Origin of the sequence: Pseudomonas japonica, assembly GCF_900188455.1 — a bacterium.
In the GTDB taxonomy this organism is placed as follows: Bacteria; Pseudomonadota; Gammaproteobacteria; order Pseudomonadales; family Pseudomonadaceae; genus Aquipseudomonas; species Aquipseudomonas japonica.
Window position 1 is genome coordinate 29,110 of record NZ_FZOL01000020.1, and the last position, 26,232, is coordinate 55,341.

Consider the following 26,232-nt stretch of genomic DNA (forward strand, 5'->3'; position numbering starts at 1 on the left):
CTCGATCTGGAGGGCGCTGCAGGACTCAAGACAGGCACCTGGCAGCCTTGACGCGGTTCCCCGGCAAGCCTTCAAAGATGTGTAGATACCCATGCAGCGATTAGGCACTCAACTGCAACACATCATCAGAATCTGTCAGCCGTAGCGTTTGCGCGCCTCGATCGCCAGCCCGCTGCCGATGCTGCCGAAGATGTTGCCTTCCACGTGCCGCGCGTTCGGCAGCATCGCCGCCACGCTCTGGCGCAGCGCCGGGATGCCGCTGGAACCGCCGGTGAAGAACACCGTGTCGACCTGGTCCACGCCCACGCCGGCCTTGAGCAGCAGCTCGTCGACGCTGCCACGGACCCGCTCCAGCAGGTTGTCGATGGACTGTTCGAACAGTGCGCGGGTCAGGTCGACGTTCAGCTCCTTCTCGATCCGGCCCAGGTCCACCAGGCGATTGTCGGCATGGGTCAGCTCGATCTTGGTCGCTTCCACTTCCATCGCCAGCCAGTGTCCGGCGCGCTGTTCGATCAGCTTGAACAGGCGGTCGATGCCCAGGGTGTCTTCGATGTCGTAGCGCATGCTGCCCAGGGCCAGCTGGGATTTCTGCGAGTACACCGAGTTGATGGTGTGCCAGGTCGCCAGGTTGAGGTGGTAGCTGGTCGGCATCAGCGCCTGGCTCTTCATCCGGCTGCCGTAGCCGAACAGCGGCATCACGCCCTGCAGGCTGAGCTGCTTGTCGAAGTCGGTCCCGCCGATGTGCACGCCGCCGGTGGCGAGGATGTCGTCCTGGCGGTCGTCGAGCATGTGTCGCTCGGGAGCCAGGCGGATCAGGGTGAAGTCCGAGGTACCGCCGCCGATGTCGACGATCAGTACCAGTTCCTCGCGCTCGATGCCCGACTCGTAGTCATAGGCGGCGGCGATCGGTTCGTACTGGAACGACACGTCCTTGAAGCCGATCTTCCTCGCCACCTCGGCCAGGGTGTCCTCGGCCTCCTGGTCGGCAGCCTGGTCGTCGTCGACGAAATGCACCGGGCGACCCAGCACCACCTGTTCGAAGTCGCGGCCGGCGTTGGCTTCGGCGCGTTTCTTCAGCTCGCCGATGAACATCCCCAGCAGGTCCTTGAACGGCAGGGCGGTACCCAGCACGCTGGTGTCGTGCTTGATCAGCTTGGAGCCGAGCAGGCTCTTCAGCGAGCGCATCAGGCGCCCCTCGTAACCTTCCAGGTATTCGTGCAGGGCCAGGCGACCGTAGACCGGACGGCGTTCCTCGATGTTGAAGAACACCACCGAAGGCAGGGTGATCTTGCCGTCTTCGAGGACGATCAGCGTCTCCTCGCCAGGGCGATGCCAACCGACGGTGGAGTTTGACGTGCCGAAGTCGATACCACAGGCACGGGCCGGGGATGCGTGAGTCATGGAAGCGGTTCCGGGGAAAAAGCGGCCGCGCAGTTTATGCCAGTGGCGGACAGAATCAAGACCGATTATCTGCTGCGCGACAAACCCCGGGGTACCTTGAAAGGCTATGCTTGACCCCTATCTTCACAGGCAGTGCATTCAACCGATGGTGATTCCTTAGATGGACTTCAAAGACTATTACAAGATACTGGGCGTGGAGCCGACGGCGGACGACAAGGCGATCAAGACCGCCTACCGCAAGCTGGCGCGCAAGTATCACCCGGACGTCAGCAAAGAGCGTGACGCCGAGAACAAGTTCAAGGAGGCCAACGAGGCCTACGAAGTGCTGGGCGATGCGGCCAAGCGCGCCGAATACGACGAGATCCGCAAATACGGTGGCCAGCACGGCCGGCCGTTCCAGGCCCCGCCTGGCTGGGAAAGTCGTGGTGGCGCGGGTGGTGGTGGCTTTGGCGCCGGCGGTGACTTCTCGGACTTCTTCAGTTCGATCTTCGGATCGGCCGGTCGCGGCAACGGCAATCCGTTCGGCCGCGCTCAACAGCAGCGCAGTGCCGGTCGGCGAGGTCAGGACGTGGAAATGGAACTGGCGGTGTTCCTTGAGGAAACCCTGGCCAACGAGTCGAAGCAGATCAGCTTCCAGGTCCCCCAGCACAACGCCCATGGCCAGCGCACCGGCGACACCACCAAGACCCTCAACGTCAAGATCCCCGCCGGGGTGACGGATGGCGAGCGCATCCGCCTCAAGGGCCAGGGCGCGCCGGGTGTCGGTGGCGGGGCGAACGGCGACCTGTACCTGGTGATCCGTTTCGCACCTCATCCGCTGTTCGATGTCGAAGGTCATGACCTGATCATCACCGTGCCGCTGGCACCGTGGGAAGCGGCGTTGGGCACCAAGGTGGAAATGCCGACCCTGACCGGCAAGGTCAACCTGACCATCCGTCCGGACAGCCAGAGCGGTCAGCGCCTGCGGATCAAGGGCATGGGCCTGGCCAACAAGCAGGGCCAGCGTGGCGACCTGTACGCGCAACTGAAGGTGGTGATGCCGACCCAGTCGGACGCGGCCACCCGTGAACTGTGGAACAAACTGTCGGAGAAGGCCGGGTTCAACCCGCGGACTCAGTGGAGTAAGTGACCATGAGTAGCACCCTGATCGTTCAGCTGGACATGCGCACCTTCTGTCAGGAGGCCGATCTGCCGGCCGACTGCGTGATCGAAATCGTCGAACACGGCATCGTTGAACCGTCGGGGCGAACACCCGAGGACTGGTTGTTCGACGTTCAGTCCCCGGTGCTGGCCAAGCGTGCGGCGCGGCTGCACGCGGAGCTGGAGCTGGAATGGGAAGGGGTGGCCCTGGCCCTGGAACTGCTGGAGGAAGTGCGCCAGTTGCGCAGCGAGAACGACATGTTGCGCCAGCGGTTGGGGCGGTTCGTCCAGTAAATCCGGAACACCGCGATCCCTGTGGGAGCTGGCTTGCCAGCTCCCACAGGGATCAGTGCAAATCATGGATCTCAGGCAGGCGGCAACGCTCCCGGATTCAGCACCAACTGCATGAAGGTCAAATCCAGCCAGCGGCCGAACTTCACCCCCACCTGCGGCATTTCCCCGGTCACCTTGAAGCCTAGCCGCTCATGCAGGCGGATCGACGCCGCGTTGCCGCTCTCGATCGCCGCCACCATCACATGCTTGCCCGCTTCCCGGGCGCGCACGATCAGGGCTTCCATCAGCTTCGGCCCCAAGCCGTTGCCGCGCTGGTCGGCGCGGATGTACACCGAATGCTCCACGGTATGACGAAAGCCCTCGAAGGCCCGCCAATCGCCGAATGACGCATACCCCACCACCTCACCGCCCGCATCCAGCGCGACGATGATCGGATAGCGCTGGGCCTGACGCCCGTCGAACCAGGCCTGACGATTGGCCAGGTCCACCGGCTGCTCGTTCCAGATTGCCGTGGTGTTGAGTACGGCGTCGTTGTAGATGTCGCGGATGCCCGGCAGGTCGGCGGGCACGGCGTCGCGGAGGGTGAAGGTCATGGTGCTCGGTCCGGAAAATCAGTGCAGGCGCCCAGATTAAATGGTTACCAGGTCGCGCACACCTTCGGCCTCCATGTTTTCGCCACGGCCCTGCTGGACGATCTCGCCACGGGACATCACTAGGTACTGGTCGGCCAGCTCGGCGGCGAAGTCGTAGAACTGCTCCACCAGCAGGATCGCCATGTCGCCGCGCGCCGCCAGCTTGCCGATCACCGCGCCGATCTCCTTGATCACCGAGGGCTGGATGCCTTCGGTGGGCTCGTCGAGGATCAGCAGGCGCGGGCGGCTGGCCAGGGCGCGGCCGATGGCCAGCTGTTGCTGCTGGCCGCCGGAGAGGTCGCCACCGCGGCGCTGCTTCATCTGCAGCAGCACCGGGAACAGCTCGTAGATGAACTCGGGCACCTGCTTCGCCTCGCTGGCGCCGAAGCGCGACAGGCCCATCAGCAGGTTTTCCTCAACGGTCAGGCGCGGGAAGATCTCACGGCCCTGGGGCACGTAGGCGATACCGGCCCGGACCCGCTGGTGCGGCTTGAGCTGGGTGATGGCCTGGCCTTCCCAACTGACGCTGCCTTCCCTGGCCGGGACCAGGCCCATCAGGCAGCGCAGCAGGGTGGTCTTGCCGACACCATTGCGCCCGAGCAGGCAAGTGACCTCGCCGACCTTCGCCTCGAAGGACAGGCCACGGAGGATATGGCTGCCGCCGTAGTACTGGTGCAGGGAATCGATTTTCAGCATGTCTTCATCCTTTGATTACGCTGCAGCGCAACGCTCTGTAGGAGCTGGCTTGCCTGCGAAAGGACCGCGCAGCGGTCCCGGATTTGCTCAGCCAACAAGATCTTGGGACCGCTGCGCGGTCCTTTCGCAGGCAAGCCAGCTCCTACACAGAGAGGGGGCGGCATCATCTTCCGAGGTAAACCTCGATCACCCGATCGTCCGCCTGCACCTGCTCCAGCGAACCCTCGGCCAGCACACTGCCCTGGTGCAGCACGGTGACATGGTCGGCAATGCTGCCGACAAAGCCCATGTCGTGTTCCACCACCATCAGCGAATGCTTGCCGGCCAGGCCCTTGAACAACTCGGCGGTGAACTCGGTCTCGGCGTCGGTCATGCCCGCCACCGGTTCGTCGAGCAGCAGCAATTGCGGGTCCTGCATCAGCAGCATGCCGATTTCCAGGAACTGCTTCTGGCCGTGGGACAACAGCCCCGCCGGGCGCTGGCGCGAGGCCTCCAGGCGAATGGTCGCCAGCACCTCGTCGATACGGTCGCGCTGCTCGCCGCTCAGCCGCGCGCCGAGGCAGGCCCACACCGATTTGTCGGTCTTCTGCGCCAGTTCCAGGTTCTCGAACACGGTCAGCGCCTCGAACACCGTGGGCTTCTGGAACTTGCGGCCGATCCCGGCCTGGGCGATCTGCACTTCGCTCAGGCGGGTCAGGTCGAGGGTGTCGCCGAACCAGGCCTTGCCGCTGGTGGGGCGGGTCTTGCCGGTGATGACGTCCATCATGGTGGTCTTGCCGGCGCCGTTGGGGCCGATGATGCAGCGCAGTTCGCCGACACCGATGTACAGGTTCAGCGCGGTGAGGGCCTTGAAACCGTCGAAGCTGACGTTGATGTCCTCCAGGGTCAGCACTGTGCCGTGGCGCGCGTCGAGACCGCTGCCGACCACCTGGCCAAGACCGATGGCATCGCGGCCGCTGCCCGCATCGAGAATGGGTTCGAGCATGAACTCGGGATGGATCGACGGCAGTCTCATTGTTCGCCCCTTTTCTTCAGCAGGCCGACCACGCCCTTGGGCAGGTACAGGGTGACGAGGATGAACAGCGCCCCGAGGAAGAACAGCCAGAACTCCGGAAACGCCACGGTGAACCAGCTCTTCATGCCGTTGACCAGGCCGGCGCCGAGCAGCGGGCCGATCAGCGTGCCGCGCCCGCCGAGGGCGACCCACACGGCGGCCTCGATGGAGTTGGTCGGCGACATCTCGCTGGGGTTGATGATGCCCACCTGCGGTACGTACAACGCCCCGGCCAGGCCGCACAGCACGGCGCTCAGGACCCAGACGAAGAGCTTGAAGCCGCGCGGGTCGTAGCCGCAGAACATCAGGCGGTTCTCGGCGTCGCGCAGGGCGGTGAGCACCCGGCCGAACTTGCTCCGCGCCAGACGCCAGCCCAGGTACAGGCTGCCCGCCAGCAGCGCCACGGTGAGCAGGAACAGCACCGCGCGGGTGCCCTGGGCGGTGATGTCGAAGCCGAGCAGGGTGCGGAAGTTGGTGAAGCCGTTGTTGCCGCCGAAACCGGTCTCGTTGCGGAAGAACAGGAGCATGCCGGCGAAGGTCAGGGCCTGGGTCATGATCGAGAAGTACACGCCCTTGATCCGCGAGCGGAAGGCGAAGTAGCCGAATGCCAGGGCCAGCAGCCCCGGAGCCAGCACCACCAGGCACAGCGCCCAGGCGAAGTGCTGGGTACCGGCCCAGTACCAGGGCAGTTCGCTCCACGACAGGAAGCTCATGAACGCCGGCAGGCCGTCGCCGGCGGCTTCGCGCATCAGGTACATGCCCATGGCGTAGCCGCCGAGGGCGAAGAACAGCCCGTGGCCGAGGGACAGCAGCCCGGCATAGCCCCAGACCAGGTCGAGAGCCAGGGCGACGATGGCGTAGCAGAGGATCTTGCCGACCAGGGTCAGGGTGTAGGCCGAGACCTGCAGGCTGTGCCCGTCGGGCAGCAGTGACAGCAGCGGCAGGGCGATCAGCACGGCCAGGACGACGGTGCCGATGGCCAGGGACAGTCGCGGTCCGGCTTTTTGCGTGGCGGTGACAAGCAGTGGCTGGTTCATCAGTCGATTACCCGTCCCTTGAGGGCGAACAGGCCTTGCGGACGCTTCTGGATGAACAGAATGATCAGCGCAAGGATGAGGATCTTGCCGAGTACCGCACCGATCTGCGGTTCCAGCAGCTTGTTGGCGATGCCCAGGCCGAACGCGGCCCACAGGCTGCCGGCGAGCTGGCCGACGCCGCCGAGCACCACCACCAGGAAGGAGTCGATGATGTAGCTCTGGCCGAGGTCGGGGCCGACGTTGCCGATCTGGCTCAGGGCCACGCCGCCGAGGCCGGCGATGCCCGAGCCGAGGCCGAAGGCGAGCATGTCCACGCGACCTGTCGGAACGCCGCAGCAGGCGGCCATGTTGCGGTTCTGGGTGACGGCGCGCACGTTGAGGCCCAGTCGGGTCTTGTTCAGCAGCAGCCAGGTCAGCAGCACGACGCACAGGGCGAAGCCGATGATCACGATGCGGCTCCACGGCAGCACCAGGTTCGGCAGCACCTGGATGCCACCGGACAGCCAGGCCGGGTTGGCCACTTCGACGTTCTGCGCGCCGAACAGCAGGCGGATGGCCTGGATCAGGATCAGGCTGATGCCCCAGGTTGCCAGCAGGGTTTCCAGGGGACGGCCGTACAGGTGGCGGATCACCGTGCGTTCCAGAATCATGCCGACCCCGGCGCTGACGGCGAAGGCCAGCGGCAGCGCGATCAGTGGATAGAACTCGATGGCGCCGGGGGCGTAGCGCTGCACCAGGACCTGGACCATGTAGGTGGTGTAGGCACCGAGCATGAGCATCTCGCCGTGGGCCATGTTGATCACCCCGAGCAGGCCGAAGGTGATCGCCAGGCCGAGGGCCGCCAGCAGCAGGATCGAGCCGAGGGACAGGCCGCTGAAGGCCTGGCCGAGCAGTTCGCCGACCAGCAGCTTGCGCTTGACCTGGCCCAGGCTGGTTTGCGCCGCAGTGCGCACGCCGGCGTCGCTTTCCACTGCCGGGTCGAGCAGGGCTTCGAGGCGGGTGCGGGCCATGGGGTCGCCGGTTTCGCCGAGCAGGCGCACGGCGGCCAGACGTACCGCCGGATCGCTGGCGGCCAGTTGCAGGTTGGCCAGGGCCAGGCCGAGCGCGGCGTGGACGGCGTCGTCGGTTTCCTGGGCGTACTGGCGGTCGAGGAAGGCGACCTGGGCCGGTTGCGCGCTCTTCTGCAGTTGCTGCGCGGCCCGCAGGCGCAGGCTGGCATCGGCGCCGAGCAACTGGTGGCTGGCCAGGGCGTTGTCCACCAGCCCGCGCAGACGGTTGTTCAGACGCAGCTTGCGGCTGTCGTCGGGGCTGATGCGGCCTTGCTGCAATGAGGTCAGCAGGGGCAGCCGGGCCGGATCGGGTTGCGCCGCCCAGTCCTGGAGCAGGCGGGCCTGGTCACTGGGCTGGGCGCTGGCGAAGTAGTCGGCTTCGCTGGCGTGTGCGGCCATGGGCAGCAGCAGGCACAGGCAGAGCAGGAGATGGTAGAGGGCCTTGGGCATGGTGCGGGGGTCCCTTCGAGGGATTGGATTCATTTGGGGACTGCTTTGCAGTCCTTCGCGGGCAAGCCACGCTCCTACAGTGGACGCGCGGTCATCCGGAGTACGCGGCCATCCGCGACGCGCGTCATCCGGGGGCACGATTTTCCGTAGGAGCGAGGCTTGCCCGCGAAGGACCGCAAAGCGGTCCCCGACGGTCTTGGATCAGTTGCCCTTCACCGCATAATCCGGCCGCTTGTCATTGCCCGGAATGAACGGACTCCACGGCTGTGCCCGCAGCGGCTGCTCGGTCTGCCAGACCACGCTGAACTGCCCGTCATCCTGGATCTCGCCGATCATCACCGGCTTGTGCAGGTGGTGGTTGGTCTTGTCCATGCTCAGGGTGAACCCCGACGGTGCCTTGAAGCTCTGTCCGCCGAGGGCTTCGCGGACCTTGTCGACATCGGTGCTGCCGGCTTTCTCGACCGCCTGTGCCCACATGTGGATGCCGACATAGGTGGCCTCCATCGGATCGTTGGTCACCGCCTTGTCCGCCCCCGGCAGGTTCTTCGCCTTGGCATAGGCCTTCCAGTCACTGACGAACTGGCTGTTGACCGGGTTCTCCACCGACTCGAAGTAGTTCCACGCGGCCAGGTGACCCACCAGCGGCTTGGTGTCGATGCCGCGCAGTTCTTCCTCGCCCACCGAGAAGGCCACCACCGGTACGTCGGTGGCTTTCAGGCCCTGGTTGGCCAGCTCCTTGTAGAACGGCACGTTGGAGTCGCCGTTGACCGTGGAGATGACCGCGGTCTTGCCGCCGGCGGAGAACTTCTTGATGTTGGCGACGATGGTCTGGTAATCGCTGTGGCCGAACGGGGTGTAGACCTCCTCGATGTCCTTGTCGGCCACGCCCTTGGAATGCAGGAAGGCGCGCAGGATCTTGTTGGTGGTGCGCGGGTAGACGTAGTCGGTGCCGAGGAGGAAATAGCGCTTGGCTGCGCCGCCGTCCTCGCTCATCAGGTATTCCACCGCCGGAATCGCCTGCTGGTTCGGCGCCGCGCCGGTGTAGAAGACGTTCGGCGACATCTCTTCACCCTCGTACTGCACCGGGTAGAACAGCAGCCCGTTGAGCTCCTCGAACACCGGCAGCACCGACTTGCGCGATACCGAGGTCCAGCAGCCGAACACCACCGCGACCTTGTCCTGGGTCAGCAACTGACGGCTCTTCTCGGCGAACAGCGGCCAGTTCGAGGCCGGGTCCACCACCACCGGCTCCAGCAGCTTGCCGTTGACCCCGCCCTTGGCGTTGATCTGCTCGATGGTCATCAGCGCCATGTCCTTGAGCGAAGTTTCCGAGATCGCCATGGTGCCCGACAGGGAATGCAGGATGCCGACCTTGATGGTCTCGGCGGCCTGGATGGTCCAGCTCAGGCCCATCGCGGCGATGGATGCGCTGAGGGTGAAGGCCTTGATCAGACTGCGACGCTTCATGGGTGCTCTCTCCGTTGAGTTCGTATTTGGCGGTAAGGCAAATGGCGACTACGGACAGGGAGATAGCAAAGGCTGTGCCTAATTGTGTACAGGCTCTGGCACAAGGGTTTCAGCAGATTGTGAGCGATGCATGCACCGCCCTGGAGCCCAGGACGGTGGCACGGTGCAGGCCACTGCGCACTGATGGTGCGCAATGGCCCGCAGGGCGGGAGATCAACCGCGCGAAGGGTCGATCTGACGGCGTGGCTGACGGCGGCTGCGGACGAACTGGTAAGTCACGGTGAGGATCACGAACCAGATCGGGGTCACGATCAGGGCCTGGCGGGTGTCGGCCTCGAAGCTCAGCAGCACCAGGATGAAGGCGAAGAACACCAGGCACGCCCAGCACATGAAACGGCCGCCGGGCATCTTGTATTTCGAGGCTTCGTGCAGGGCGCTGCGCTGTTTGCGGTAGGTCAGCCAGGACAGCAGGATCAGCGACCAGACGAACATGAACAGGATCGCCGAGACGGTGGTGACCAGGGTGAAGGCCTCCATCAGGTCAGGGATCACGTACATCAGCGCCGCGCCGAGGAGCAGGCAGGTGCAGGAGAAGTACAGGCCGTTGGCCGGGACATCGCGGCTGGACAGCTTCTCGAAGGACTTGGGCGCATCGCCTTCCTGGGCCAGGCCGAAGAGCATGCGGCTGGTGGAGAACACACCGCTGTTGGCCGAGGAGGCGGCCGAGGTCAGCACCACGAAGTTGATCACCGCCGCCGCGGCGGGCAGGCCGGCGAGGATGAACAGCTCGACGAACGGGCTCTTGTTCGGCACCACGTCACGCCAGGGGGTGACCGCCATGATGGCGATCAGGGCGAACACGTAGAACATGATGATGCGCAGCGGGATCGAGTTGATCGCCCGTGGCAGGGTGCGCTCCGGGTCCTTGGCTTCGGCGGCGGTGGTGCCCACCAGCTCGATGCCGACGAAGGCGAACACGGCGATCTGGAAACCGGCGAAGAAGCCCATCAGGCCGTGGGGGAACATGCCCTCGTCATTCCACAGGTTGCTCAGGCTGGCGGTGCTGCCGGCCGGCGACTGGAAGCCGCTGGACACCATGTACAGGCCGGTGCCGATGAGGCCGAGGATGGCGACGATCTTGATCATGGCGAACCAGAATTCGATCTCGCCGAACAGTTTCACGGTGATCAGGTTCAGCGACAGCAGCACGCCGACGCACATCAGCGCCGGTATCCACTGCGGCAGGTCGGGGAACCAGAACTGCGAGTAGGCGGCGATCGCGATCACGTCGGCGATGCCGGTGATGATCCAGCAGAACCAGTAGGTCCAGCCGGTGAAGTAGCCGGCCCAGGGGCCGAGCAGGTCGGCGGAGAAGTCGATGAAGGACTTGTAGTTGAGGTTCGACAGCAGCAGCTCGCCCATCGCCCGCATGACGAAGAACAGCATGAAGCCGATGATCATGTAGACGAAGATGATCGATGGGCCGGCGAGGCTGATGGTCTTGCCCGAGCCCATGAACAGGCCGGTACCGATGGCCCCGCCGATGGCGATCAGCTGGATGTGGCGGTTGGTGAGATTGCGTTGCAGGTGGTGTTCCTGCGGGTCCTTTGAGAGGTCTTGTTTCATTGCATGCATTCCATAAATTGCAGTCTTCTTGTACGTGAAGCGGCGGCTAGGCTACCACGGCAACCCGCGGGCTAGACGCGACAAGATGACTCGACTTTAGGGTAATGCTGTCTGGAACATCAGGAATCTGCGTTGCTCGCGTAGGAGCTGGCTTGCCTGCGAAAGGACCGCAGAGCGGTCCCGAAATCTTGCAGGTTGCGCCATTTGGGGACCGTTGCACGGTCCTTTCGCAGGCAAGCCAGCTCCTACAGGTCTTTCGCAGGCAAGCCAGCTCCTACAGGTCTTTCGCGGGCAAGAGGCGCTGGGTCAGGCCCGCGCCACCAGCATCCGCCGGCCAAACACCCGATCCAGCCCCCACACCACCAGCATCGACACGCCCACCAGCGGAAAGGCCACGCCGAGCACGATCATCACCAGCGTGGCCGTCTTCCAGCGCGGCAGGTCGTGGCGCAGTGGCGGCACGCCGAGGCCGCCCTCGGGACGGCGTTTCCACCACATCACCAGGCCGCTCACCGAGCCAAGCAGGACCATCAGGCAGATCAGCAGGATCAGCAACTGGTTGACCACGCCGAACATCTTGCCTTCATGCAGCATCACGCCCAGCTCCGTGGCCCTGGCCACCGGGCTGTAGTCCTGCCAGCGCACATCCACCAGGACCTTGCCGGTGTACTGGTCGACATGCAGGGTCGCGTCGTTGCGCGGGTCGTCGGCGAACACGGCGATGGTGAACACGCCGCTGCCGGTCTTCGGCAAGGTGATGCTGTAGCCCGGTTCGACGCCGCGCTCGTCGGCGATGTCCTCGACCCGCTGCAGGCTGACCTCCGGCGCCGCCGGGCCGCTGTCCATGGCCTGGTGGCCCTGGTGCTCGGCATGCGCGCCGGCGGACTCCGGCAGCGGCGTGTTTTCCACCGCCCAGGGCACGGTCTGCCGCGCCGCGCTGTTCAAGGTGCGGGCCTCCTGGTCCGAGGTGGGGACGTCGTTCCACATGGCTGCGGGAAAACGGTTCCACAGGTCGGCGTATTGCTTGCCCCAGAACCCGGTCCAGGTCATGCCACTGAGCAGCATCAGCAGCAGGACCAGCGAACCCCAGAAGCCACTGACCGCATGCAGGTCCCGCCACAGCACCCGCCCGCGCGCGCTCATGCGCGGCCAGAGCACCCCGGCCAGGCGCCCGCCCCGTGGCCACCAGAGGTACAGGCCGGAGACCACCAGGACGATGCCCCAGCCGGCCGCCAGTTCCACCACGCGGTCGCCGACGCTGCCGACCATCAGCTCGCCGTGCAGCGCGCGGACCACGGCCTGCAGGTTGCTCTTGGCATCCTGCGCGCCGAGCACCTGGCCGCTGTAGGGATCGACGAACACGTTCAGTTCCTGTCCGTCGCGCTTGACCACGAACTGCGCGCTGCGCTCGCGGGCGGCGGCGGGCAGGTACTGGGTGATGGTCGCGCCCGGATAGGCCGTCTGCACCTGGTGCAGCAGGTGATCGGCCGGATGCCGGTGATGACCCGCCTCGACCACCATCAGCGAGCGGTACATCAGTGGGTCCAGTTGTGGTTTGAACAGGTAGATGATCCCGGTGACCGCCAGCAGGATCATCACCGGGGCGACGAACAGCCCGGCGTAGAAGTGCCAGCGCCAGGCCAGGTTGTAGAAGGAAAACGATGGCTTGCTCATGCAACGCTCCCGAATGAGGGGCGCGGCCTGTGGCCGCGCCCGGGCTGGATCAGAAACTCAGGTCGACCTTGGTCCAGAAGGTCCGTCCCGGTTCGTTCACCGTTTCCGTGCCGGAGTAACCGAAGCCGGCGTTGCCCGCCAGGTTCAGGTGCTCGGCGTAGGCCTTGTCGAACAGGTTGTCGACGCCGGCGCTGAGTTTGAGGTTCTTGCTCACACGATAGGCGCCGTTGAGCGAGAACACGCCGAAGCCACCGGACTTGTCGAAGTCCTTGCCGACGATGTTGCCGTAGTTTTCCGACACCCGGTTCTGTGCCGAAACCAGGCGCCACAGGGCGCCGGCGCTCCAGTCGCTTTCGCTGTAGGTCAGGCCGAGGCGGCTTTCCAGCGGCGGCATCTGCGGCAGGGCCGAGCCATCGCTGCTGTTCTTGCCCCAGGCGTAGGCCAGGGTGGCGTCGGCCTTCCAGTTGGAGGTCAGCTGGTAGGCCACGCCCATCTCGCCGCCCATGATCCGCGCGTCGACGTTGTCGGCACGGGAGACGTTCGCCCCGGCGCGGTAGTCGTAGAGAATGTAGTCGCGAACCTGGCCGATGTAGCCGGAGGCCCAGGCTTCCAGGGTTTCGGTCTTGTACTGGATGCCGAAGTCGAGCTGGGTGGTCTTCTCCGGCTTGATCGCGTCGAAGGCGTTGACCGAGCCCTGCGGGCCGAAGGTCGGCGAGAACAGCTCCCAGTAGTCCGGGAAGCGCTGGGCGTGGCCCAGGCCGACATAGGTGGTGGCCGGGATATCGACCAGGTCGTGCTCGTAGCGCAGGAAACCGCTGGGCAGGGTGTCGGCGCGGGTGTCGCCGCGGGTGGGGTTGGGTCGCGACATCATTCCCGAACCGGTCCTCTGGCGGAAATCCTTCGCCGAGGCGCGATCCAGCCGCGCGCCGCTGATCAGGCGATCCTGGCTGTCCAGCTCCCAGGTCAGTTCGCCGAACACGCCGTAGTTGTGGAAATCGGCGTCCTTGTTCCACGGCTGGTTGCCGTAGGTGTTGACGCCCATGCCCATGCGCTGGCGGTGTTCGTTGCTCTGCGCATCGATGCCGCTGACCAGGGTCACGTCTTCCCAGCGCCAGGTGCCCTTGATCCGTGCACCCAGGGTCCGGCGATCGACGTTGCTGGCCATCGGGCCGGCCATCATCCCGGTGCCGGACGGCGTGCGCAGGCTGTAGTTGTCCATCACATGGTCGGCGTAGTTGTAGTAGACCTGCGCCTCGATCTTGTCGAAGACCTCGCCGAGGTTGGACTTCTCGAAGCGCAGGCCGAGGCTTTCGCGCTTGAACTGCGAGCCGTCCATGCCGCGCCCGGCATAGCGGGCCTCGCCATCGCCGCGCCCGGCGGTGAGTTCCAGCAGGGTGTCGCTGTCCGGGGTCCAGCCGACGGCGACATCGCCGTTCCACTTGTCCCACTTCGACGGCACGGTATCGCCGTGGCCGTCGTCGTAGTCATCGGAGCGCGACTGGTTGCCGACGAAGCGCACATAACCCTCGTGGCCGCCGGCGGCGGCATCCAGCAGCTTGTCGAAGCGGCCGTTGGAGCCGGCCAGCAGGCTGGCATTGACGCGGGTGCCGAGCTCGCCGAATTTCTCCGGCTCGCGCTCGAAGAGGATGGTCCCGGCGGAGGCGCCCGGCCCCCACTGCACGGTCTGCGGGCCCTTGATCACGGTGAGGCGATCGTAGGTTTCCGGCGAGATGTAGGAGGTCGGTGCGTCCATGCGGTTCGGACAGGCACCGAGCATCACGCCGCCATTGGTGAGGATGTTCAGGCGCGAGCCGAACATGCCGCGCAGCACCGGGTCGCCGTTGGTGCCGCCGGAGCGGATCGCCGAGAAGCCGGGGATGGTCTTCAGGTAGTCGGCGCCGTCGCTGGCCGGCACCGGCTGGCGCGGGTCCTTGGGATTGGTGACGATGGTCAGCGGCGAGCTCGGGGCAACCGCGGTGATCACCGTGGGGCTGAGTTCCGCCAGGTCGTGGTCATGGCCTTCGTGGCCGGTTTCCGCGGCCAGGGCGAGCGGGGTGAGCAGGCTGCCGCAGAGCAGCGCGATGGTCCCGCGCAGGGACAAACGATAGACAGGGGTGGAGCTGGACATAGGTTTTCCAACATCGATCGGTCATTGAGGTGCACGCGGACGCAGCACGAGGCCGCTCGCGGAGCACGGGTTGTCAGTGGGTCAGGCGATCGATGGGAAAGGCGGCGCGCGGCTGCGGGCACCGGGGAAGAAGGCCGGGCGCGGCGGGCCCTGGCGAGGATGGACGATGAACTGGCGGCTGGCCGGAGTGGCTTCGCTGCTGAGCAGGCTGAGCGGTTGCGGCAGGGCCGGGCAGTGGAAGAACAGGCTGCAATAGCCGCATTTTTCCCACATCACATGCTGCGAAGCGTCGCCGCCATGGTGGCTGTCGCCGTGATGGTCGCCGCCCATGTCCATGCCCATCGGCATGGACGCCATGTGCTCCATCGGCATCGACTGGGACACCAGCGGACCGATGAAGATCATCAGCATGGCGAACAGGCTCAGCCAGCCAGCGCGTCTGCTCCTGTTGTCAGGACGCGGTGGCCGGTGCCATGGGGTGCGGGCGAAGCTCATTGCGAGCGGTGTTCAGCGATCAGTGCTGGTGGACGCTGGTCCCTTCCGGCGGCTGCTTCTGCACCGCGACTTCCACGGTGACGTCGCCGGCCTTCTCGAAATGCAGGGTCAGCGGGAAGCGCTTGCCATCGGCGAGCAGGCTACGGTCCTTGGGCTGCATGATCATCACGTGGTAGGCGCTGGGGCTGAAGGTCACCTGGCCACCGGCGGGGACGACCACGTTCGGTACCTGTTGCATGCGCATCACGTCGCCCTTCATTACGTGTTCGTGCAGTTCGGAGCGGTCGCTGATCGGTGTGTCGACGCTGAGCAGGCGGTCGGCTTCGTTGCCCTTGTTGTCGATGACGAAGTACGCGGCGACGTTCGGCGCGTTCGGCGGCAACGCCAGCGACCAGGGGTGGGCGATATGCAGTTCGCCGACGTTGTATTCGTGGGCACTGGCGAAACTGGCGGGCAGCAGCAGGGCGGCCAGCAGCATGACGTTCTTGAACATGAAGGATCTCCGGTCGATTCAGATTGTGCGCGATAAGAGCGTAGGTGAATCAGACCGAAGGGGAGGCGCGTGGATTGAGCGAGGGCCAGAGTTGCCGCGGGCCGGGTTGGGCCGGTGGCTGCACGACGGGGATGGCGGCCAGGGCCGGGCTCGGCAGGAACAGGCGCGGCAGGTGGCCGGGCAGGGCCAGCACAGACGGGTTGCCGGAGCAGCACCAGCAATGCTGCATGACCGGGTGATCGTCGCTCTGCTGGCTGTCATCCAGCGTGCCGAGGGAGATGGCAATCAGTTTGGTGCCGCCGGTGGAGCAGAACGCCCCCCACAACAGTTGATCGGCGGGCGCCCTGGCGGCGCTGGCGGACATCGGCATCGCCAGCAGATTGAACAGCACTGCGAAGCAGGCGATCCACGCGTAGGCGAGCCGGTTGGAGGACATGGGGTGATCCGTGGGGATTCGAATGATGGCTATTTAGCCAGAAGCGGCGGGAGATGTAAAAAATGGGGGTGCGATGAAGTGCCGCAGGCTTTGTGTCGATCGTGACGGCCTCATCGCTGCATGGGTATCTACACAAGTGGCCGACACGAACCTTGTGGGAGCGAGCTTGCTCGCGAACGGCGGCGCAGCCGTCGCAAAATCTGAGTTCCGGGTCTGTCTGACAAACTCTGCACTCAGGTTTTGCGACCGCTTCGCGCCCGTTCGCGAGCAAGCTCGCTCCCACAATGACTTCGGCAGCTATCCAGATTGTGTAGATACCCATGCTCATCGCTGGCAAGCCAGCTCCCACAGGTACTGCGCTGTTCTAAAGGACAGTGGAGTACCTGTGGTGGCTTGCCAGCGATGAGGCCCTGGAGCCTTAAGACCTGGTCCGACCGAGCATCCCTCGTACCGCCTCCTGCAGATCCGCCGGCAGCACCACCATCTTGGCGTTGTCGCTCGCCGCCAGACTCTCCATGGCATTGATGTAGCGCTCGCCGAGCAGGTACATGGCCGGCGTCACATCGGTCCCCACCGCGTTCTTCACCAGGGTGATCGCCTGGGCCGACGCCTCGGCCAGGTTCACCTGCGCCGCCGCGTCCAGCTTGGCCGACTCCTGGCGTGCCTGGGCTTCGAGGATCGCCGCCTGCTTGGCGCCCTCGGCGCGGGTCACGTCGGCTTTTCGCTCACGCTCGGCGGCGGCCTGGCGCTCCATCGCCGCCTGCATGTTCGGCGACGGCTTGATGTCCTGGATCTCCACCGAGCGCACGGTGATGCCCCAGTCCTCGGTCTGCTCCGACATCGCCTCGCGCAGCCTGGCCTTGATCTGCTCGCGGCTGGACAGCGCTTCGTCCAGGTCCATGGCGCCGACGATGGCGCGCAGCGCGGTCATGGTCAGGCTGGTCACCGCGTAGGTGTAGTTCTCGACCCCGTACGAGGCTTTCTGCGGATCGACCACCTTGGCGAAGCACAGGGCATTGGCGACGATCACCGCGTTGTCGCGGGTGATGATTTCCTGCTGCTGCACGTCGAGGATGATGTCCTTGGTCGGCAGGCGGTAGGCCACGACGTCCATGTACGGGATGAGGATGTTCAGGCCCGGCTTGAGGGTGGTGTGGTAGCGCCCCAGGCGCTCGACGATCCATTCCTCGCCCTGGGGCACGATGCGCACGCCCTTGAACACCGTGACGAGGACGAACAGGGCGATGGTTGCGGTAATGATCAGACTGGTCATGACAGTTCCTTTGTTGAGGTTCCTGAAGCGGTTGGTCAGGCCCTGGCGACCCGCACGGTATTGCCCTCGATCGCGAGGATGCGGACCCGCTCGCCGGAGGCGATGTCGCCATTGGCGACGCAGATCCACTCTTCGTTGCCGAGGACCGGTTTCTGGAAGCGCACGCGGCCTTTCTGGAATTCCGAGACCGGCGCGACCAGCAGGCCGACTTCACCGATCACTTCGTCCGCGGTCCAGCGATTGTCGGCCTTGCGCGGCTTGAACACCTTGAACCAGAGGGCCACGGTCAGCGACGACAGCAGCACCCAGATGATCAGCTCGCTGGCCAGGCTCAGCCCCGGCCACAGCCCGGCGATCACCCCGACCGCCACGGCGCCGATGCCGAACCAGATGATGAAGAATGTGGGCAGCACCAGCTCCAGCAGGATCAGGGCAAAGCCCAGTACCAGCCAGATCCACCATTGCAGTTCCATAGTCGCAGCCTTGCGTGGAGGGGAAACAAGGCATTGGAAACGCTTGCCCGGGTATTGGCAATACCCGAGCGGATTACAGGGCGTTTCCCTGGTCCAGCGCGGCGAGCAGGGCGGCCGGGTCGCTGAAGTGGCGATCGACGTCGGGCAGCGCCGGGCGGGCGAGGACCAGGACCGGAATGCCGTGCTCGCGGGCCACCTGCAACTTGGGTTCGGTGGCGCCGCTGCCGCTGTTCTTGCTGATCAGCACGTCGATCCGGCGCCGGGCGAACAGCGCCCGTTCGTCGTCCAGGAGGAACGGCCCGCGGGCGCCGATCACTTCGCAGCGCTCGTTGCCGGGGCAGGCGTCGAGGGCGCGCAGGGTCCAGAACTGCTCAGGCGGGATCTCGTCGAGATGTTGCAGCGGCTCGCGGCCGAGGGTGAACAGCGGGCGGCGGAAGGGGCGCAGGGCGTCGATCAGTTCGCCCCAGTCGCGCACCTCGCGCCAGTCGTCGCGGGGTTGCGCGCGCCAGGCGGGGCGGCGCAGGGCCCAGCAGGTGACGCCGGCCAGGGTGGCGGCGCGGGCGGCGTTGGCGCTGATCCGCGCGGCGTAGGGATGGGTGGCGTCGATCAGCAGGTCGATGCCCTCGGCGCGCAGGAACCCGGCAAGACCCTCGGCGCCGCCAAACCCGCCGACCCGCACCTGGCAGGCCAGGTCGTCCGGCACCCGGCCGATCCCGGCCAGGCTGTAGACATGCCCGGGGCCGAGCTGGCGGGCGATGCGCAGGGCCTCGGCGACGCCGCCGAGCAGGAGGATGCGCCGGCTCATTGCACGCCCGCCCGGCCGACGATGCCGCCCTGGCGGTCGATGGCGAAGACTTCCACCTGAACCTGGGCCGGCACCACGCCGCGGGCAAAGGCCAGGGCATGGCCGCAGACGGCGTCGCCCAATGGCACCCCGGCGGCATGGGCCAGGGCCAGGGCCTGCTGGCTGGTGTTGGCGCCGATGATCGCCGCCTGCAGGGTGGCGTCGGCGCCCACCTGCGCGGCCCATTGCGCCAGTTGCGGCAGGTCGATGCTGGAGTGGCGGCTGTGCAGGTCCATATGCCCGGCGGCCAGCTTGCTGATCTTGCCGAAGCCGCCGCACAGGCTCAGGCGCGCCACCGGCACCTTGCGCAGGTGCTTGAGCACGGCGCCGACGAAGTCGCCCATCTCGATCAGGGCGATTTCCGGCAACTGATAGACCCGGCGCATGGTGTCTTCGCTGGCGTTGCCGGTGCAGGCGGCGATGTGTTCGTAGCCATTGGTCTTCGCCACGTCGATGCCCTGGTGGATCGAGGCGATATAGGCCGAGCAGGAAAACGGCCGGACGATGCCGCTGGTGCCGAGGATCGACAGGCCGCCGAGAATGCCCAGGCGTGGATTCATGGTCTTCAGCGCCAGGCTCTCGCCGTCGCGCACGTTCACCGTGACCTCGAAACCGCCGCCATAACCACAGTCCGCGGCGAGCTGCTGCAGGTGTTCGCTGATCATCCGCCGTGGCACCGGGTTGATCGCCGGCTCGCCGACCGCCAGCACCAGGCCGGGGCGGGTCACGGTGCCGACGCCTGCGCCGGCGACGAAACGCACGCCGGGCTCGTCCAGCAAGCGCACCCGGCTGTAGAGCAGGGCACCGTGGGTCACGTCGGGGTCGTCGCCGGCGTCCTTGAGGGTGCCGGCTTCGGCGCCCTGTTCGTGCAACCGGCAGAATTCCAGGCGCATCTGCACCTGCTTGCCCTTGGGCAGGGTGATCCGCACCGCGTCGTCGCGGTGCCCGGTCAGCAGCAGACTTGCGGCGGCGAGGCTGGTGGCGGTGGCGCAGCTGCCGGTGGTCAGGCCACTGCGCAGCGGGGCCGGTTGCTCGGCGCTTTCCTCACGCATCCTTGATGGCTTCCAGCAGGGTGATCGGCAGGGCCTGGCGCCAGGTGTCGAAAGCCCCCAGCGGCAGGGCCTGGGCCACATGGATGCGGGTCAGCTCGCCGCCGTGGCGTTCGCGCCAGTCCATCAGGCGGACTTCGCTCTGCAGGGTCACGGCATTGGCCACCAGGCGCCCGCCCGGGCGCAACTGCTCCCAGCAATGCTCCAGCACCCCGGGGACGGTGACGCCGCCACCGATGAAGATCGCGTCCGGCCGTTCCAGCCCGCCCAGGGCCTCCGGCGCCCGTCCGCGCACCAGTTGCAGGCCGGGTACGCCAAGGGCATCGCGGTTGAGTTCGATCAGTTGCTGACGGCCCTCGTCGGCTTCGATCGCCAGCGCCCGGCACGCCGGATGCGCGCGCATCCACTCGATCCCGATGGAGCCGCTGCCGGCGCCGACATCCCAGAGCAGTTCGCCCGGTTGCGGTGCGAGACGGGCGAGGGTGATGGCGCGGACATCGCGTTTGGTGATCTGTCCGTCATGGCGGAAGGCGCTGTCCGGCAGCCCGGCCAGCGGCGACAGGCGCGGCGCGCCAGGGTCGGCCAGGCATTCGATGGCGAGCAGGTTGAGGTCGGCGATGGCCTCGCCGCTCCAGGTCTCGGCGTGGCCCTGGACATTGCGCTCCGCCGGGCCGCCGAGGTGCTCCAGCACATGCAGGCGGCTGGGGCCGAAGCCGCGCTCGCGCAGCAACGCGGCGATCGCCGCCGGGCTGCCGCCGTCATTGCACAGCACCAGCAGGCGCTGGCCGCTGTACAGATGGGCGTTCAACTGCGCCAGCGGGCGCGCCACCACGGACACGATCGTCACGTCCTGCAGCGGCCAGCCGAGGCGGGCGGCGGCGAGGGCGCAGGACGATGGCGCGGAGATCACCGTCAGTTCGCTGGCCGGCAGTTGCCGCGCCAGGCTGGCGCCGACGCCGTAGAACATCGGATCGCCGCTGGCCAGCACGCACACCGGCTCGCCGCGCAAGGCCAGGACCGGGGCCAGGGAGAACGGGCTGGGCCAGACCAGGCGTTCGGCTTTCAGGCAATGCGGCAGCAGTTCGAGCTGACGCGGGCTGCCGAACACCCTGGCGGCGCCCAGCAAGGCGCGACGGGCCTGCTTGCCAAGGCCGCCGAAGCCGTCTTCGCCAATTCCAACCAGGGTCAACCAGGGCGCCATGCCGTTCCTCTTTTCCGGGGTAATCCGACCGGCAGGCTTGGCCCGCCGCCGGGCAAAGCAGGCATAATACCGCGCCTTCCCGACCACCAGCGCCTTTTGACGATTGACGGGTGACCCCCTTGAACCAGTCCCACCCCGCTCCAGCCATTCGCCCCTCGGCCTGCCCGGGGCTGTGGCGCATCGTCCAGGCCGTGGATGGCGGCATCTCGCGGATCAAGCTCGACGCCGGCCATCTCGAAGCCGACCAGGCGGAAGCGCTGGCCGCCGCCGCCGAGCGTTTCGCCGCTGGGGTGATCGAGGTCACCAACCGCAGCAACCTGCAGATCCGTGGCGTCGGTGATGACCACCGCGGGCTGGTCGCGCAGTTGCTGAGCGCCGGTCTCGGTCCGCGGGAAGCGGCGGGCGACGATGTGCGCAACCTGATGCTCAGTCCCGCCGCCGGCTTCGATCCGGCCATGCTCTTCGACACCCGCGCGCTGGGCGCGCGGATCCTCGACCTGCTGCAGAGCACTCCGCGTTTCCACGAGCTCTCGGCCAAGTTCGCCGTGCAACTGGACGGCGGCGAAGACCTGGCGATGCTCTGGCACCCCCACGATCTCTGGCTGTCGCCGCTGCGCCTGGACGACCAGTTGTGGCTGGCCTTCGGCCTGGCCGGCTGTCCCGGTCACGACGCGCCGCTGGGCGCGGTGCCGCTGGAGCAGGGCCTGGCGCTGGTGCGCGCGGTGCTGGAGCGCTTTCTCGATCTGGCCGACAGCGGCCAGTCGCGCATGCGCCAGTTGCTCGCCGAGCACGATCCGCAGACCTTCCTCGCCGGCCTGCCGCTGGCCCTGCGGCGTGACGCCGCGGTCCTCGGCTGGCGCCGCCCTGGACGTGACCTGGCCCGGCACCTGGGTGTCTATCCCCAGTCGCAGGCCGGACGGGTCGCGGTGGGCGCCATGGCGCCCCTGGGCCGCCTGAGTGCGCGGCAATTGCGTGGCATCGCCGTGCTCGCCCGCGAACTGGGTGACGGCAGCCTGCGCATGACCCCCTGGCAGAGCGTGCTGCTGCCCAACGTCGCCACCGCCCAGGCCGAGCGCGTGCTGGCCGGGCTCACCTGCCTCGGTCTGATCGGCGATGCCGCCGCGCCCCTGGCCGGGGTCGTCGCCTGCACCGGCTCCGCCGGCTGCGCCAAGGCCCAGGCCGACACCAAGGCCGACGCCGTGCGCCTGGCCGCCAGCCTGCGCCGTCGTGGTCCGGTGGCGGGTATCCACCTGAGCGGCTGCACGCGTTCCTGCGCCATGGCCCATACCGCGCCGAGCACGCTGCTGGCGGTCGGTCCCGGGCGCTATGACCTGTATTTTCACGACCCGGCGCAGCCGGGCCCCGGCACGCTCGCCGGGCGCAACCTGACATTGGAAGAAGCGGGCGCCAACCTGGACGTCCGCCACGGAGCAACCTCGATGATTGATTACATCCGCGACGGCCAGGAGATCTATCGCAACTCCTTCGCCATCATCCGCCAGGAGGCCCGCCTGGAGCGGATCCCGGCCGACCTGGAAAAGCTCGCGGTCCGGGTGATCCATGCCTGCGGCATGGTCGAGGTGGTCGACAAGCTGCGTTTCTCCGCCGGCGCCGGCAAGGCCGGGCGCGAGGCGCTGGCCGCCGGCGCGCCGATTCTCTGCGATGCGCGGATGGTCGCCGAAGGCATCACCCGCGCCCGCCTGCCGGCCAACAACGAAGTGATCTGCACCCTGCGCGACGACAGCGTCCCGGAGCTGGCGAAGGAACTGGGCAACACCCGCTCGGCCGTGGCCCTGGAGCTGTGGCGGCCGTATCTGGACGGCAGCGTGGTGGTGATCGGCAACGCCCCGACCGCGCTGTTCTATCTGCTGGAAATGCTCGACGCCGGCGCGCCGAAACCGGCACTGATCCTCGGCTTCCCGGTGGGCTTCGTCGGTGCCGCCGAGTCCAAGGCGATGCTCGCGGCGGACAGCCGTGGCGTGCCGTTCGTCATCGTCGAAGGCCGCCTGGGCGGCAGCGCCATGGCCGCCGCGGCGGTCAATGCCCTCGCCACGGAGGTGGAATGATGCAGGCTCGCGGACGTTTGCTCGGCCTGGGCGTCGGCCCCGGCGATCCCGAACTGATCACCGTCAAGGCCCTGCGCCTGCTGCGCGAAGCGCCGGTGGTGGGGTACTTCGTCGCCAAGGGCAAGCGCGGCAACGCCTTCGGCATCATCGAACAGCACCTGCAAAGCGAGCAGACCTTGCTGCCGCTGGTCTATCCGGTGACCACCGAGGCCCTGCCGGCACCGTTGTCCTACGAACAGGTGATCAGCGACTTCTACGACGAAGCCAGCGTGGCGGTCGCCGCGCACCTGGATGCCGGCCGCGATGTGGCGGTGATCTGCGAAGGCGATCCGTTCTTCTACGGCTCCTACATGTACCTGCACGACCGCCTCGCCGAGCGTTACGACGCCGAGGTGATTCCCGGCGTGTGTTCGATGCTCGGTGGTGCCTCGGTGCTCGGTGCGCCGCTGGTGTACCGCAACCAGAGCCTGTCGGTGCTTTCCGGCGTCTTGCCGCACGAGGAACTGAAACGCCGCCTGGCCAATGCCGACGCGGCGGTGATCATGAAGCTCGGACGCAATTTCCCCAAGGTCCGCCAGGTCCTTGCCGAGCTGGGGCTGGACGGTCGCGCGCTGTACGTCGAACGGGCGACCATGGCCAACCAGAAGATCGTCGCGCTGGATGAGGTCGACCCGCAGTCGTCGCCGTACTTCTCGCTGATCATCGTTCCCGGCGAAAGGTGGCAAGGCTGATGACCCGACGCGCTCCCGCCATTGTCGTGCTCGGCAAGGGCAGCCTGGACACCGCCCGGAAGATCCAGCGCTTCTATCCCGACGCCCTGATCCACGGCCTCGCCGGCCGGGTCGAGGACGTCGACCGCAGTTATGTGGAGTTCGCTGCCACGCTGCGCCAGCTTTATCAGCAGGACACGCCGATCATCGCCCTGTGTGCCGCCGGCATCGTCATTCGCAGCCTGGCCAGCGTGTTGCTGGAGAAGGGCGCCGAGCCGCCGGTGCTGGCGGTGGCCGAGGATGGCAGCGCGGTGGTCCCGCTGCTCGGCGGCCTGGGCGGGGTGAATGTCATGGCCCGGGAAATCGCTGCCGGGCTGGGTGTCGCCGCGGCGATCACCACCAGCGGCGAGCTGCGTTTCGGCACCTGCCTGCTCAATCCACCGAGCGGCTACGCGCTGGCCGATCTGGAACTGGGCAAGCGCTTCGTCTCCGACCTGCTGGCCGGGGAGAGCGTGCGTGTCGAAGGTGCCGCGCCCTGGCTGGAGGAGGCTCGTCTACCTCAGCGTGACGATGCGCGCCTGACCATTCGCGTCGGCTGCGCCGAGCGCGAGGCGGCGGCCAATGAATTGCTGATCCATCCGCGCTGTGTGCTGGTCGCCGTTTCCGCTGTCGTTCCGGCCCTGGCCGAGGCAGTACGCGGTGCATTGCACCAGCAGCAGATCGCCGAAGCCGCACTGGCCTGCCTGCTCGCCAGCGAAGAGGAAATGGCCGATCCGGCGCTGCATGCGGCGGCGGCGGAACTCGGTGTGCCGCTGCGCTTCGCCGCCGCGCAGACCTCGGTCAGCGCGCTGGCCGCCCAGGCGTTGCCGCAGTTGCTGGCCCCGCAGGTGGTGGGCGAGGGCCTTGCCATTGCCGTGGCTGCCGAGCCCATCGATCCGAAGCGGATCGGGCATGCCCGTGGCCGCGTCGCGGTGATCGGCCTCGGTCCCGGTGCGGCCGAACTGATGGCTCCGGCGGTCAAGGCCGAGCTGGCCCGGGCCGACGATGTGCTGGGCTATGAAACCTACGTGCGCATGGCCGGGCCGTTCCGCGCCGACCAGGTGCTGCACTGCACCGACAATCGCGAGGAACTGCAGCGTGCCCGGCATGCGTTCGAGCTGGCGGCGCAGGGGCGCTCGGTGATCGTGGTGTCGTCTGGCGATCCCGGGGTGTTCGCCATGGCCGCGGCGGTGCTGGAGGCGCTGGAGGCTTCCAGCGATCCGGCCTGGCATCGGGTCGAGCTGGAAATGCTCCCGGGCATCTCCGCCTCGCTGGCCACCGCGGCCCAGGCCGGCGCGCCGCTGGGTCACGATTTCTGCGTGATCTCGCTGTCGGACAACCTCAAGCCCTGGTCGATCATCGAAAAACGCCTCGACCTGGCGGCCCAGGCCGACCTGGCCCTGGCGTTCTACAACCCGATTTCCCGCGCGCGTCCGTGGCAACTGGGCCAGGCCCTGGACATCCTGCGCCGCCATCGTGCCGCCGCGACCCCGGTGGTTCTCGGCCGCGATATCGCCCGGCCGGGGCAGTCGCTGCGGGTGGTGACCCTGGGTGAACTGCGCCCGGAGATGGTCGACATGCGCACCATGGTCCTGGTCGGCTCCTCGACGACCCGGACCTTCCCCCGCCCCGACGGCGGCGAATGGGTCTACACCCCGCGCTGGTATCCACAGCCGGAGTGAGTGCTGAGGGGAAAGGTTTCGTTCCTGACCCCCTGGCAGTTGCAACGTACCTTTGGGCTCCCTCCAGCAGGAGGGAACAGCCAAGAAAAGGACTTTGCAATGACCTCTGACAACGACCAATCCCTGAGTATCAGCTCCGCCGCGGTGGTGGAAAGCTCGCTGATGGCCTTCGGTGCCGGCATGTCCGTACAGAACCGCCAGGACGCGAAGAACGCGGTGTTGTTCGCCACCCTGGCCGCCAATCGCCAGTTCGATCAACTTATCCACAGCGAGGAGTGGTTCGGCCTCTTCCTCAGCGTCATGCGGACCTGTGGCTGGACCGCGGTCCATCGCACCCACGAAAAGGAGACCTCCAGCGGGCAATCCCTGACGGTTTCCAACGTGGTGGTCGAGGCGGTGCAGGTGGCCGCGTCGGGCCTGATCCAGGGTAATCCCGTGGGCCAGGTATTCAGTACCCTGGCCGAGCAGGCGATCCAGGGCGTGAGCAAGGACGACAAGGCGCTGACCCTGTTCAAGCGCAACATCAAGCAGCGTTCCAATGTCGTGGTCGGCCTGGCCTCCTGCATCGAGACGGCGCAGGGCGAGGTGGTCATGGCCCTCGGTGCGATCCAGCGCTCGGTGCGCGATGAAGACCTCGACGTGCTGGTATTCGACTGGCATAGCGCTAGCACGACCTCCTACAAGGGCAGCGCGGCGCTTTCCTTCAACAACCAGCTGTACGACGGCCTGCGCGCCACGGTGGAGAAGAAGCTGGGCGACAAGGCTCGCAGTCAGATCCTCGACTACGAAATCTGACGCGCGTTCGGGGCGGCGGCTTGCAGGA

The 26,232-nt window shown here is 66.8% G+C and carries 24 protein-coding genes and 1 pseudogene; 7 read left to right on the forward strand and 18 right to left on the reverse strand.

Annotated features, from left to right (window positions below; translation table 11 throughout):
- Positions 1–135: 135 nt before the first annotated feature.
- Positions 136–1,401 (reverse strand): Hsp70 family protein, encoded by a 1,266-nt coding sequence (locus tag CHB99_RS21665; protein ID WP_042128067.1) that lies wholly within the window; start codon positions 1,399–1,401, stop codon positions 136–138.
- A gap of 160 nt (positions 1,402–1,561) precedes the next feature.
- Here CHB99_RS21665 and cbpA point away from each other — a divergent pair, with 160 nt between their 5' ends.
- Positions 1,562–2,530 carry a curved DNA-binding protein gene (gene cbpA, locus CHB99_RS21670; protein WP_042128065.1) on the forward strand — a complete coding sequence of 323 codons (969 nt, stop codon included), beginning with the start codon at positions 1,562–1,564 and terminating at the stop codon, positions 2,528–2,530.
- Positions 2,531–2,532: 2 nt separating this feature from the next.
- Complete coding sequence (locus CHB99_RS21675; protein WP_042128063.1) at positions 2,533–2,835, forward strand: chaperone modulator CbpM; 303 nt, start codon at positions 2,533–2,535, stop codon at positions 2,833–2,835.
- A 71-nt stretch (positions 2,836–2,906) separates the two neighbouring features.
- Here the strand turns inward: CHB99_RS21675 and CHB99_RS21680 are convergent, their stop codons facing one another.
- The 17 genes from CHB99_RS21680 to CHB99_RS21760 all read right to left on the reverse strand — a co-directional run bounded on the left by CHB99_RS21680 (position 2,907) and on the right by CHB99_RS21760 (position 20,912).
- On the reverse strand, positions 2,907–3,428 hold the full coding sequence (locus tag CHB99_RS21680) for a GNAT family N-acetyltransferase (protein ID WP_042128061.1): 522 nt from the start codon (positions 3,426–3,428) through the stop codon (positions 2,907–2,909).
- A 36-nt stretch (positions 3,429–3,464) separates the two neighbouring features.
- Positions 3,465–4,163 (reverse strand): urea ABC transporter ATP-binding subunit UrtE, encoded by a 699-nt coding sequence (gene urtE, locus CHB99_RS21685; RefSeq protein WP_042128059.1) that lies wholly within the window; start codon positions 4,161–4,163, stop codon positions 3,465–3,467.
- Between the two features lie 163 nt (positions 4,164–4,326).
- Positions 4,327–5,178, reverse strand: coding sequence for an urea ABC transporter ATP-binding protein UrtD (gene urtD, locus CHB99_RS21690; RefSeq protein ID WP_042128057.1), 852 nt, complete (start codon positions 5,176–5,178; stop codon positions 4,327–4,329).
- Positions 5,175–6,254: an urea ABC transporter permease subunit UrtC gene (gene urtC, locus CHB99_RS21695; protein ID WP_042128055.1), complete on the reverse strand. Its 1,080-nt coding sequence runs from the start codon at positions 6,252–6,254 to the stop codon at positions 5,175–5,177. Before urtC ends, urtD begins: the two co-directional genes overlap by 4 nt.
- Positions 6,254–7,753, reverse strand: coding sequence for an urea ABC transporter permease subunit UrtB (gene urtB, locus CHB99_RS21700; protein WP_042128053.1), 1,500 nt, complete (start codon positions 7,751–7,753; stop codon positions 6,254–6,256). The genes urtC and urtB overlap by 1 nt, the downstream gene beginning before the upstream one ends.
- Positions 7,754–7,954: 201 nt before the next feature.
- Positions 7,955–9,220, reverse strand: coding sequence for an urea ABC transporter substrate-binding protein (gene urtA / locus CHB99_RS21705; protein WP_042128051.1), 1,266 nt, complete (start codon positions 9,218–9,220; stop codon positions 7,955–7,957).
- 213 nt (positions 9,221–9,433) lie between these two features.
- Positions 9,434–10,846, reverse strand: coding sequence for a D-serine/D-alanine/glycine transporter (gene cycA / locus CHB99_RS21710; protein WP_042128049.1), 1,413 nt, complete (start codon positions 10,844–10,846; stop codon positions 9,434–9,436).
- A 306-nt stretch (positions 10,847–11,152) separates the two neighbouring features.
- Complete coding sequence (locus CHB99_RS21715) at positions 11,153–12,520, reverse strand: PepSY-associated TM helix domain-containing protein (protein WP_042128047.1); 1,368 nt, start codon at positions 12,518–12,520, stop codon at positions 11,153–11,155.
- A 49-nt stretch (positions 12,521–12,569) separates the two neighbouring features.
- Complete coding sequence (locus tag CHB99_RS21720; RefSeq protein WP_042128045.1) at positions 12,570–14,648, reverse strand: TonB-dependent copper receptor; 2,079 nt, start codon at positions 14,646–14,648, stop codon at positions 12,570–12,572.
- Between the two features lie 81 nt (positions 14,649–14,729).
- Entirely contained in the window at positions 14,730–15,143 is a 414-nt protein-coding gene (locus CHB99_RS21725) for a DUF2946 domain-containing protein (RefSeq protein WP_042128043.1), read from the reverse strand.
- Between the two features lie 19 nt (positions 15,144–15,162).
- Entirely contained in the window at positions 15,163–15,636 is a 474-nt protein-coding gene (locus CHB99_RS21730; RefSeq protein ID WP_042128041.1) for a copper chaperone PCu(A)C, read from the reverse strand.
- Between the two features lie 49 nt (positions 15,637–15,685).
- A complete protein-coding gene (locus tag CHB99_RS21735; protein ID WP_042128038.1) occupies positions 15,686–16,072 on the reverse strand; it encodes a DUF2946 domain-containing protein in 387 nt (128 codons plus the stop codon).
- Positions 16,073–16,490: 418 nt separating this feature from the next.
- Positions 16,491–17,345, reverse strand: a complete 855-nt coding sequence (locus CHB99_RS21740; RefSeq protein WP_042128036.1) for an SPFH domain-containing protein — start codon at positions 17,343–17,345, stop codon at positions 16,491–16,493.
- Positions 17,346–17,380: 35 nt separating this feature from the next.
- Positions 17,381–17,818: an NfeD family protein gene (locus CHB99_RS21745; protein ID WP_042128032.1), complete on the reverse strand. Its 438-nt coding sequence runs from the start codon at positions 17,816–17,818 to the stop codon at positions 17,381–17,383.
- 73 nt (positions 17,819–17,891) lie between these two features.
- Complete coding sequence (locus CHB99_RS21750) at positions 17,892–18,623, reverse strand: cobalt-precorrin-6A reductase (protein ID WP_042128031.1); 732 nt, start codon at positions 18,621–18,623, stop codon at positions 17,892–17,894.
- On the reverse strand, positions 18,620–19,714 hold the full coding sequence (locus CHB99_RS21755) for a cobalt-precorrin-5B (C(1))-methyltransferase (protein ID WP_042128030.1): 1,095 nt from the start codon (positions 19,712–19,714) through the stop codon (positions 18,620–18,622). Before CHB99_RS21755 ends, CHB99_RS21750 begins: the two co-directional genes overlap by 4 nt.
- Positions 19,707–20,912, reverse strand: a complete 1,206-nt coding sequence (locus CHB99_RS21760; protein WP_042128029.1) for a bifunctional cobalt-precorrin-7 (C(5))-methyltransferase/cobalt-precorrin-6B (C(15))-methyltransferase — start codon at positions 20,910–20,912, stop codon at positions 19,707–19,709. Before CHB99_RS21760 ends, CHB99_RS21755 begins: the two co-directional genes overlap by 8 nt.
- 119 nt (positions 20,913–21,031) lie before the next feature.
- Between CHB99_RS21760 and cobG the strand changes: the two are divergent.
- The 5 genes and pseudogenes from cobG (at position 21,032) to CHB99_RS21780 (ending at position 26,204) form a co-directional block, all read left to right on the forward strand.
- A pseudogene (cobG, locus tag CHB99_RS21765) lies at positions 21,032–22,359 on the forward strand (precorrin-3B synthase).
- Complete coding sequence (locus CHB99_RS29965; RefSeq protein ID WP_212555919.1) at positions 22,352–22,978, forward strand: precorrin-8X methylmutase; 627 nt, start codon at positions 22,352–22,354, stop codon at positions 22,976–22,978. The pseudogene cobG and the gene CHB99_RS29965 overlap by 8 nt, the downstream one beginning before the upstream one ends.
- Positions 22,978–23,709, forward strand: a complete 732-nt coding sequence (locus CHB99_RS21770; RefSeq protein ID WP_042128027.1) for a precorrin-2 C(20)-methyltransferase — start codon at positions 22,978–22,980, stop codon at positions 23,707–23,709. The genes CHB99_RS29965 and CHB99_RS21770 overlap by 1 nt, the downstream gene beginning before the upstream one ends.
- Positions 23,709–25,409 (forward strand): precorrin-3B C(17)-methyltransferase, encoded by a 1,701-nt coding sequence (gene cobJ / locus CHB99_RS21775; RefSeq protein WP_042128025.1) that lies wholly within the window; start codon positions 23,709–23,711, stop codon positions 25,407–25,409. Before CHB99_RS21770 ends, cobJ begins: the two co-directional genes overlap by 1 nt.
- A gap of 99 nt (positions 25,410–25,508) precedes the next feature.
- A complete protein-coding gene (locus tag CHB99_RS21780) occupies positions 25,509–26,204 on the forward strand; it encodes a hypothetical protein (RefSeq protein WP_042128023.1) in 696 nt (231 codons plus the stop codon).
- The last annotated feature ends 28 nt before the right edge of the window (positions 26,205–26,232 follow it).

Bases quoted from the DNA above. Each gene is read 5' to 3' on its own strand.
- CHB99_RS21665 (WP_042128067.1), bottom strand. From the start codon at position 1,401: ATGACTCACGCATCCCCGGCCCGTGCCTGTGGTATCGACTTCGGCACG.
- cbpA (WP_042128065.1), top strand. From the start codon at position 1,562: ATGGACTTCAAAGACTATTACAAGATACTGGGCGTGGAGCCGACGGCG.
- CHB99_RS21675 (WP_042128063.1), top strand. From the start codon at position 2,533: ATGAGTAGCACCCTGATCGTTCAGCTGGACATGCGCACCTTCTGTCAG.
- CHB99_RS21680 (WP_042128061.1), bottom strand. From the start codon at position 3,428: ATGACCTTCACCCTCCGCGACGCCGTGCCCGCCGACCTGCCGGGCATC.
- urtE (WP_042128059.1), bottom strand. From the start codon at position 4,163: ATGCTGAAAATCGATTCCCTGCACCAGTACTACGGCGGCAGCCATATC.
- urtD (WP_042128057.1), bottom strand. From the start codon at position 5,178: ATGAGACTGCCGTCGATCCATCCCGAGTTCATGCTCGAACCCATTCTC.
- urtC (WP_042128055.1), bottom strand. From the start codon at position 6,254: ATGAACCAGCCACTGCTTGTCACCGCCACGCAAAAAGCCGGACCGCGA.
- urtB (WP_042128053.1), bottom strand. From the start codon at position 7,753: ATGCCCAAGGCCCTCTACCATCTCCTGCTCTGCCTGTGCCTGCTGCTG.
- urtA (WP_042128051.1), bottom strand. From the start codon at position 9,220: ATGAAGCGTCGCAGTCTGATCAAGGCCTTCACCCTCAGCGCATCCATC.
- cycA (WP_042128049.1), bottom strand. From the start codon at position 10,846: ATGAAACAAGACCTCTCAAAGGACCCGCAGGAACACCACCTGCAACGC.
- CHB99_RS21715 (WP_042128047.1), bottom strand. From the start codon at position 12,520: ATGAGCAAGCCATCGTTTTCCTTCTACAACCTGGCCTGGCGCTGGCAC.
- CHB99_RS21720 (WP_042128045.1), bottom strand. From the start codon at position 14,648: ATGTCCAGCTCCACCCCTGTCTATCGTTTGTCCCTGCGCGGGACCATC.
- CHB99_RS21725 (WP_042128043.1), bottom strand. From the start codon at position 15,143: ATGAGCTTCGCCCGCACCCCATGGCACCGGCCACCGCGTCCTGACAAC.
- CHB99_RS21730 (WP_042128041.1), bottom strand. From the start codon at position 15,636: ATGTTCAAGAACGTCATGCTGCTGGCCGCCCTGCTGCTGCCCGCCAGT.
- CHB99_RS21735 (WP_042128038.1), bottom strand. From the start codon at position 16,072: ATGTCCTCCAACCGGCTCGCCTACGCGTGGATCGCCTGCTTCGCAGTG.
- CHB99_RS21740 (WP_042128036.1), bottom strand. From the start codon at position 17,345: ATGACCAGTCTGATCATTACCGCAACCATCGCCCTGTTCGTCCTCGTC.
- CHB99_RS21745 (WP_042128032.1), bottom strand. From the start codon at position 17,818: ATGGAACTGCAATGGTGGATCTGGCTGGTACTGGGCTTTGCCCTGATC.
- CHB99_RS21750 (WP_042128031.1), bottom strand. From the start codon at position 18,623: ATGAGCCGGCGCATCCTCCTGCTCGGCGGCGTCGCCGAGGCCCTGCGC.
- CHB99_RS21755 (WP_042128030.1), bottom strand. From the start codon at position 19,714: ATGCGTGAGGAAAGCGCCGAGCAACCGGCCCCGCTGCGCAGTGGCCTG.
- CHB99_RS21760 (WP_042128029.1), bottom strand. From the start codon at position 20,912: ATGGCGCCCTGGTTGACCCTGGTTGGAATTGGCGAAGACGGCTTCGGC.
- CHB99_RS29965 (WP_212555919.1), top strand. From the start codon at position 22,352: ATGATTGATTACATCCGCGACGGCCAGGAGATCTATCGCAACTCCTTC.
- CHB99_RS21770 (WP_042128027.1), top strand. From the start codon at position 22,978: ATGCAGGCTCGCGGACGTTTGCTCGGCCTGGGCGTCGGCCCCGGCGAT.
- cobJ (WP_042128025.1), top strand. From the start codon at position 23,709: ATGACCCGACGCGCTCCCGCCATTGTCGTGCTCGGCAAGGGCAGCCTG.
- CHB99_RS21780 (WP_042128023.1), top strand. From the start codon at position 25,509: ATGACCTCTGACAACGACCAATCCCTGAGTATCAGCTCCGCCGCGGTG.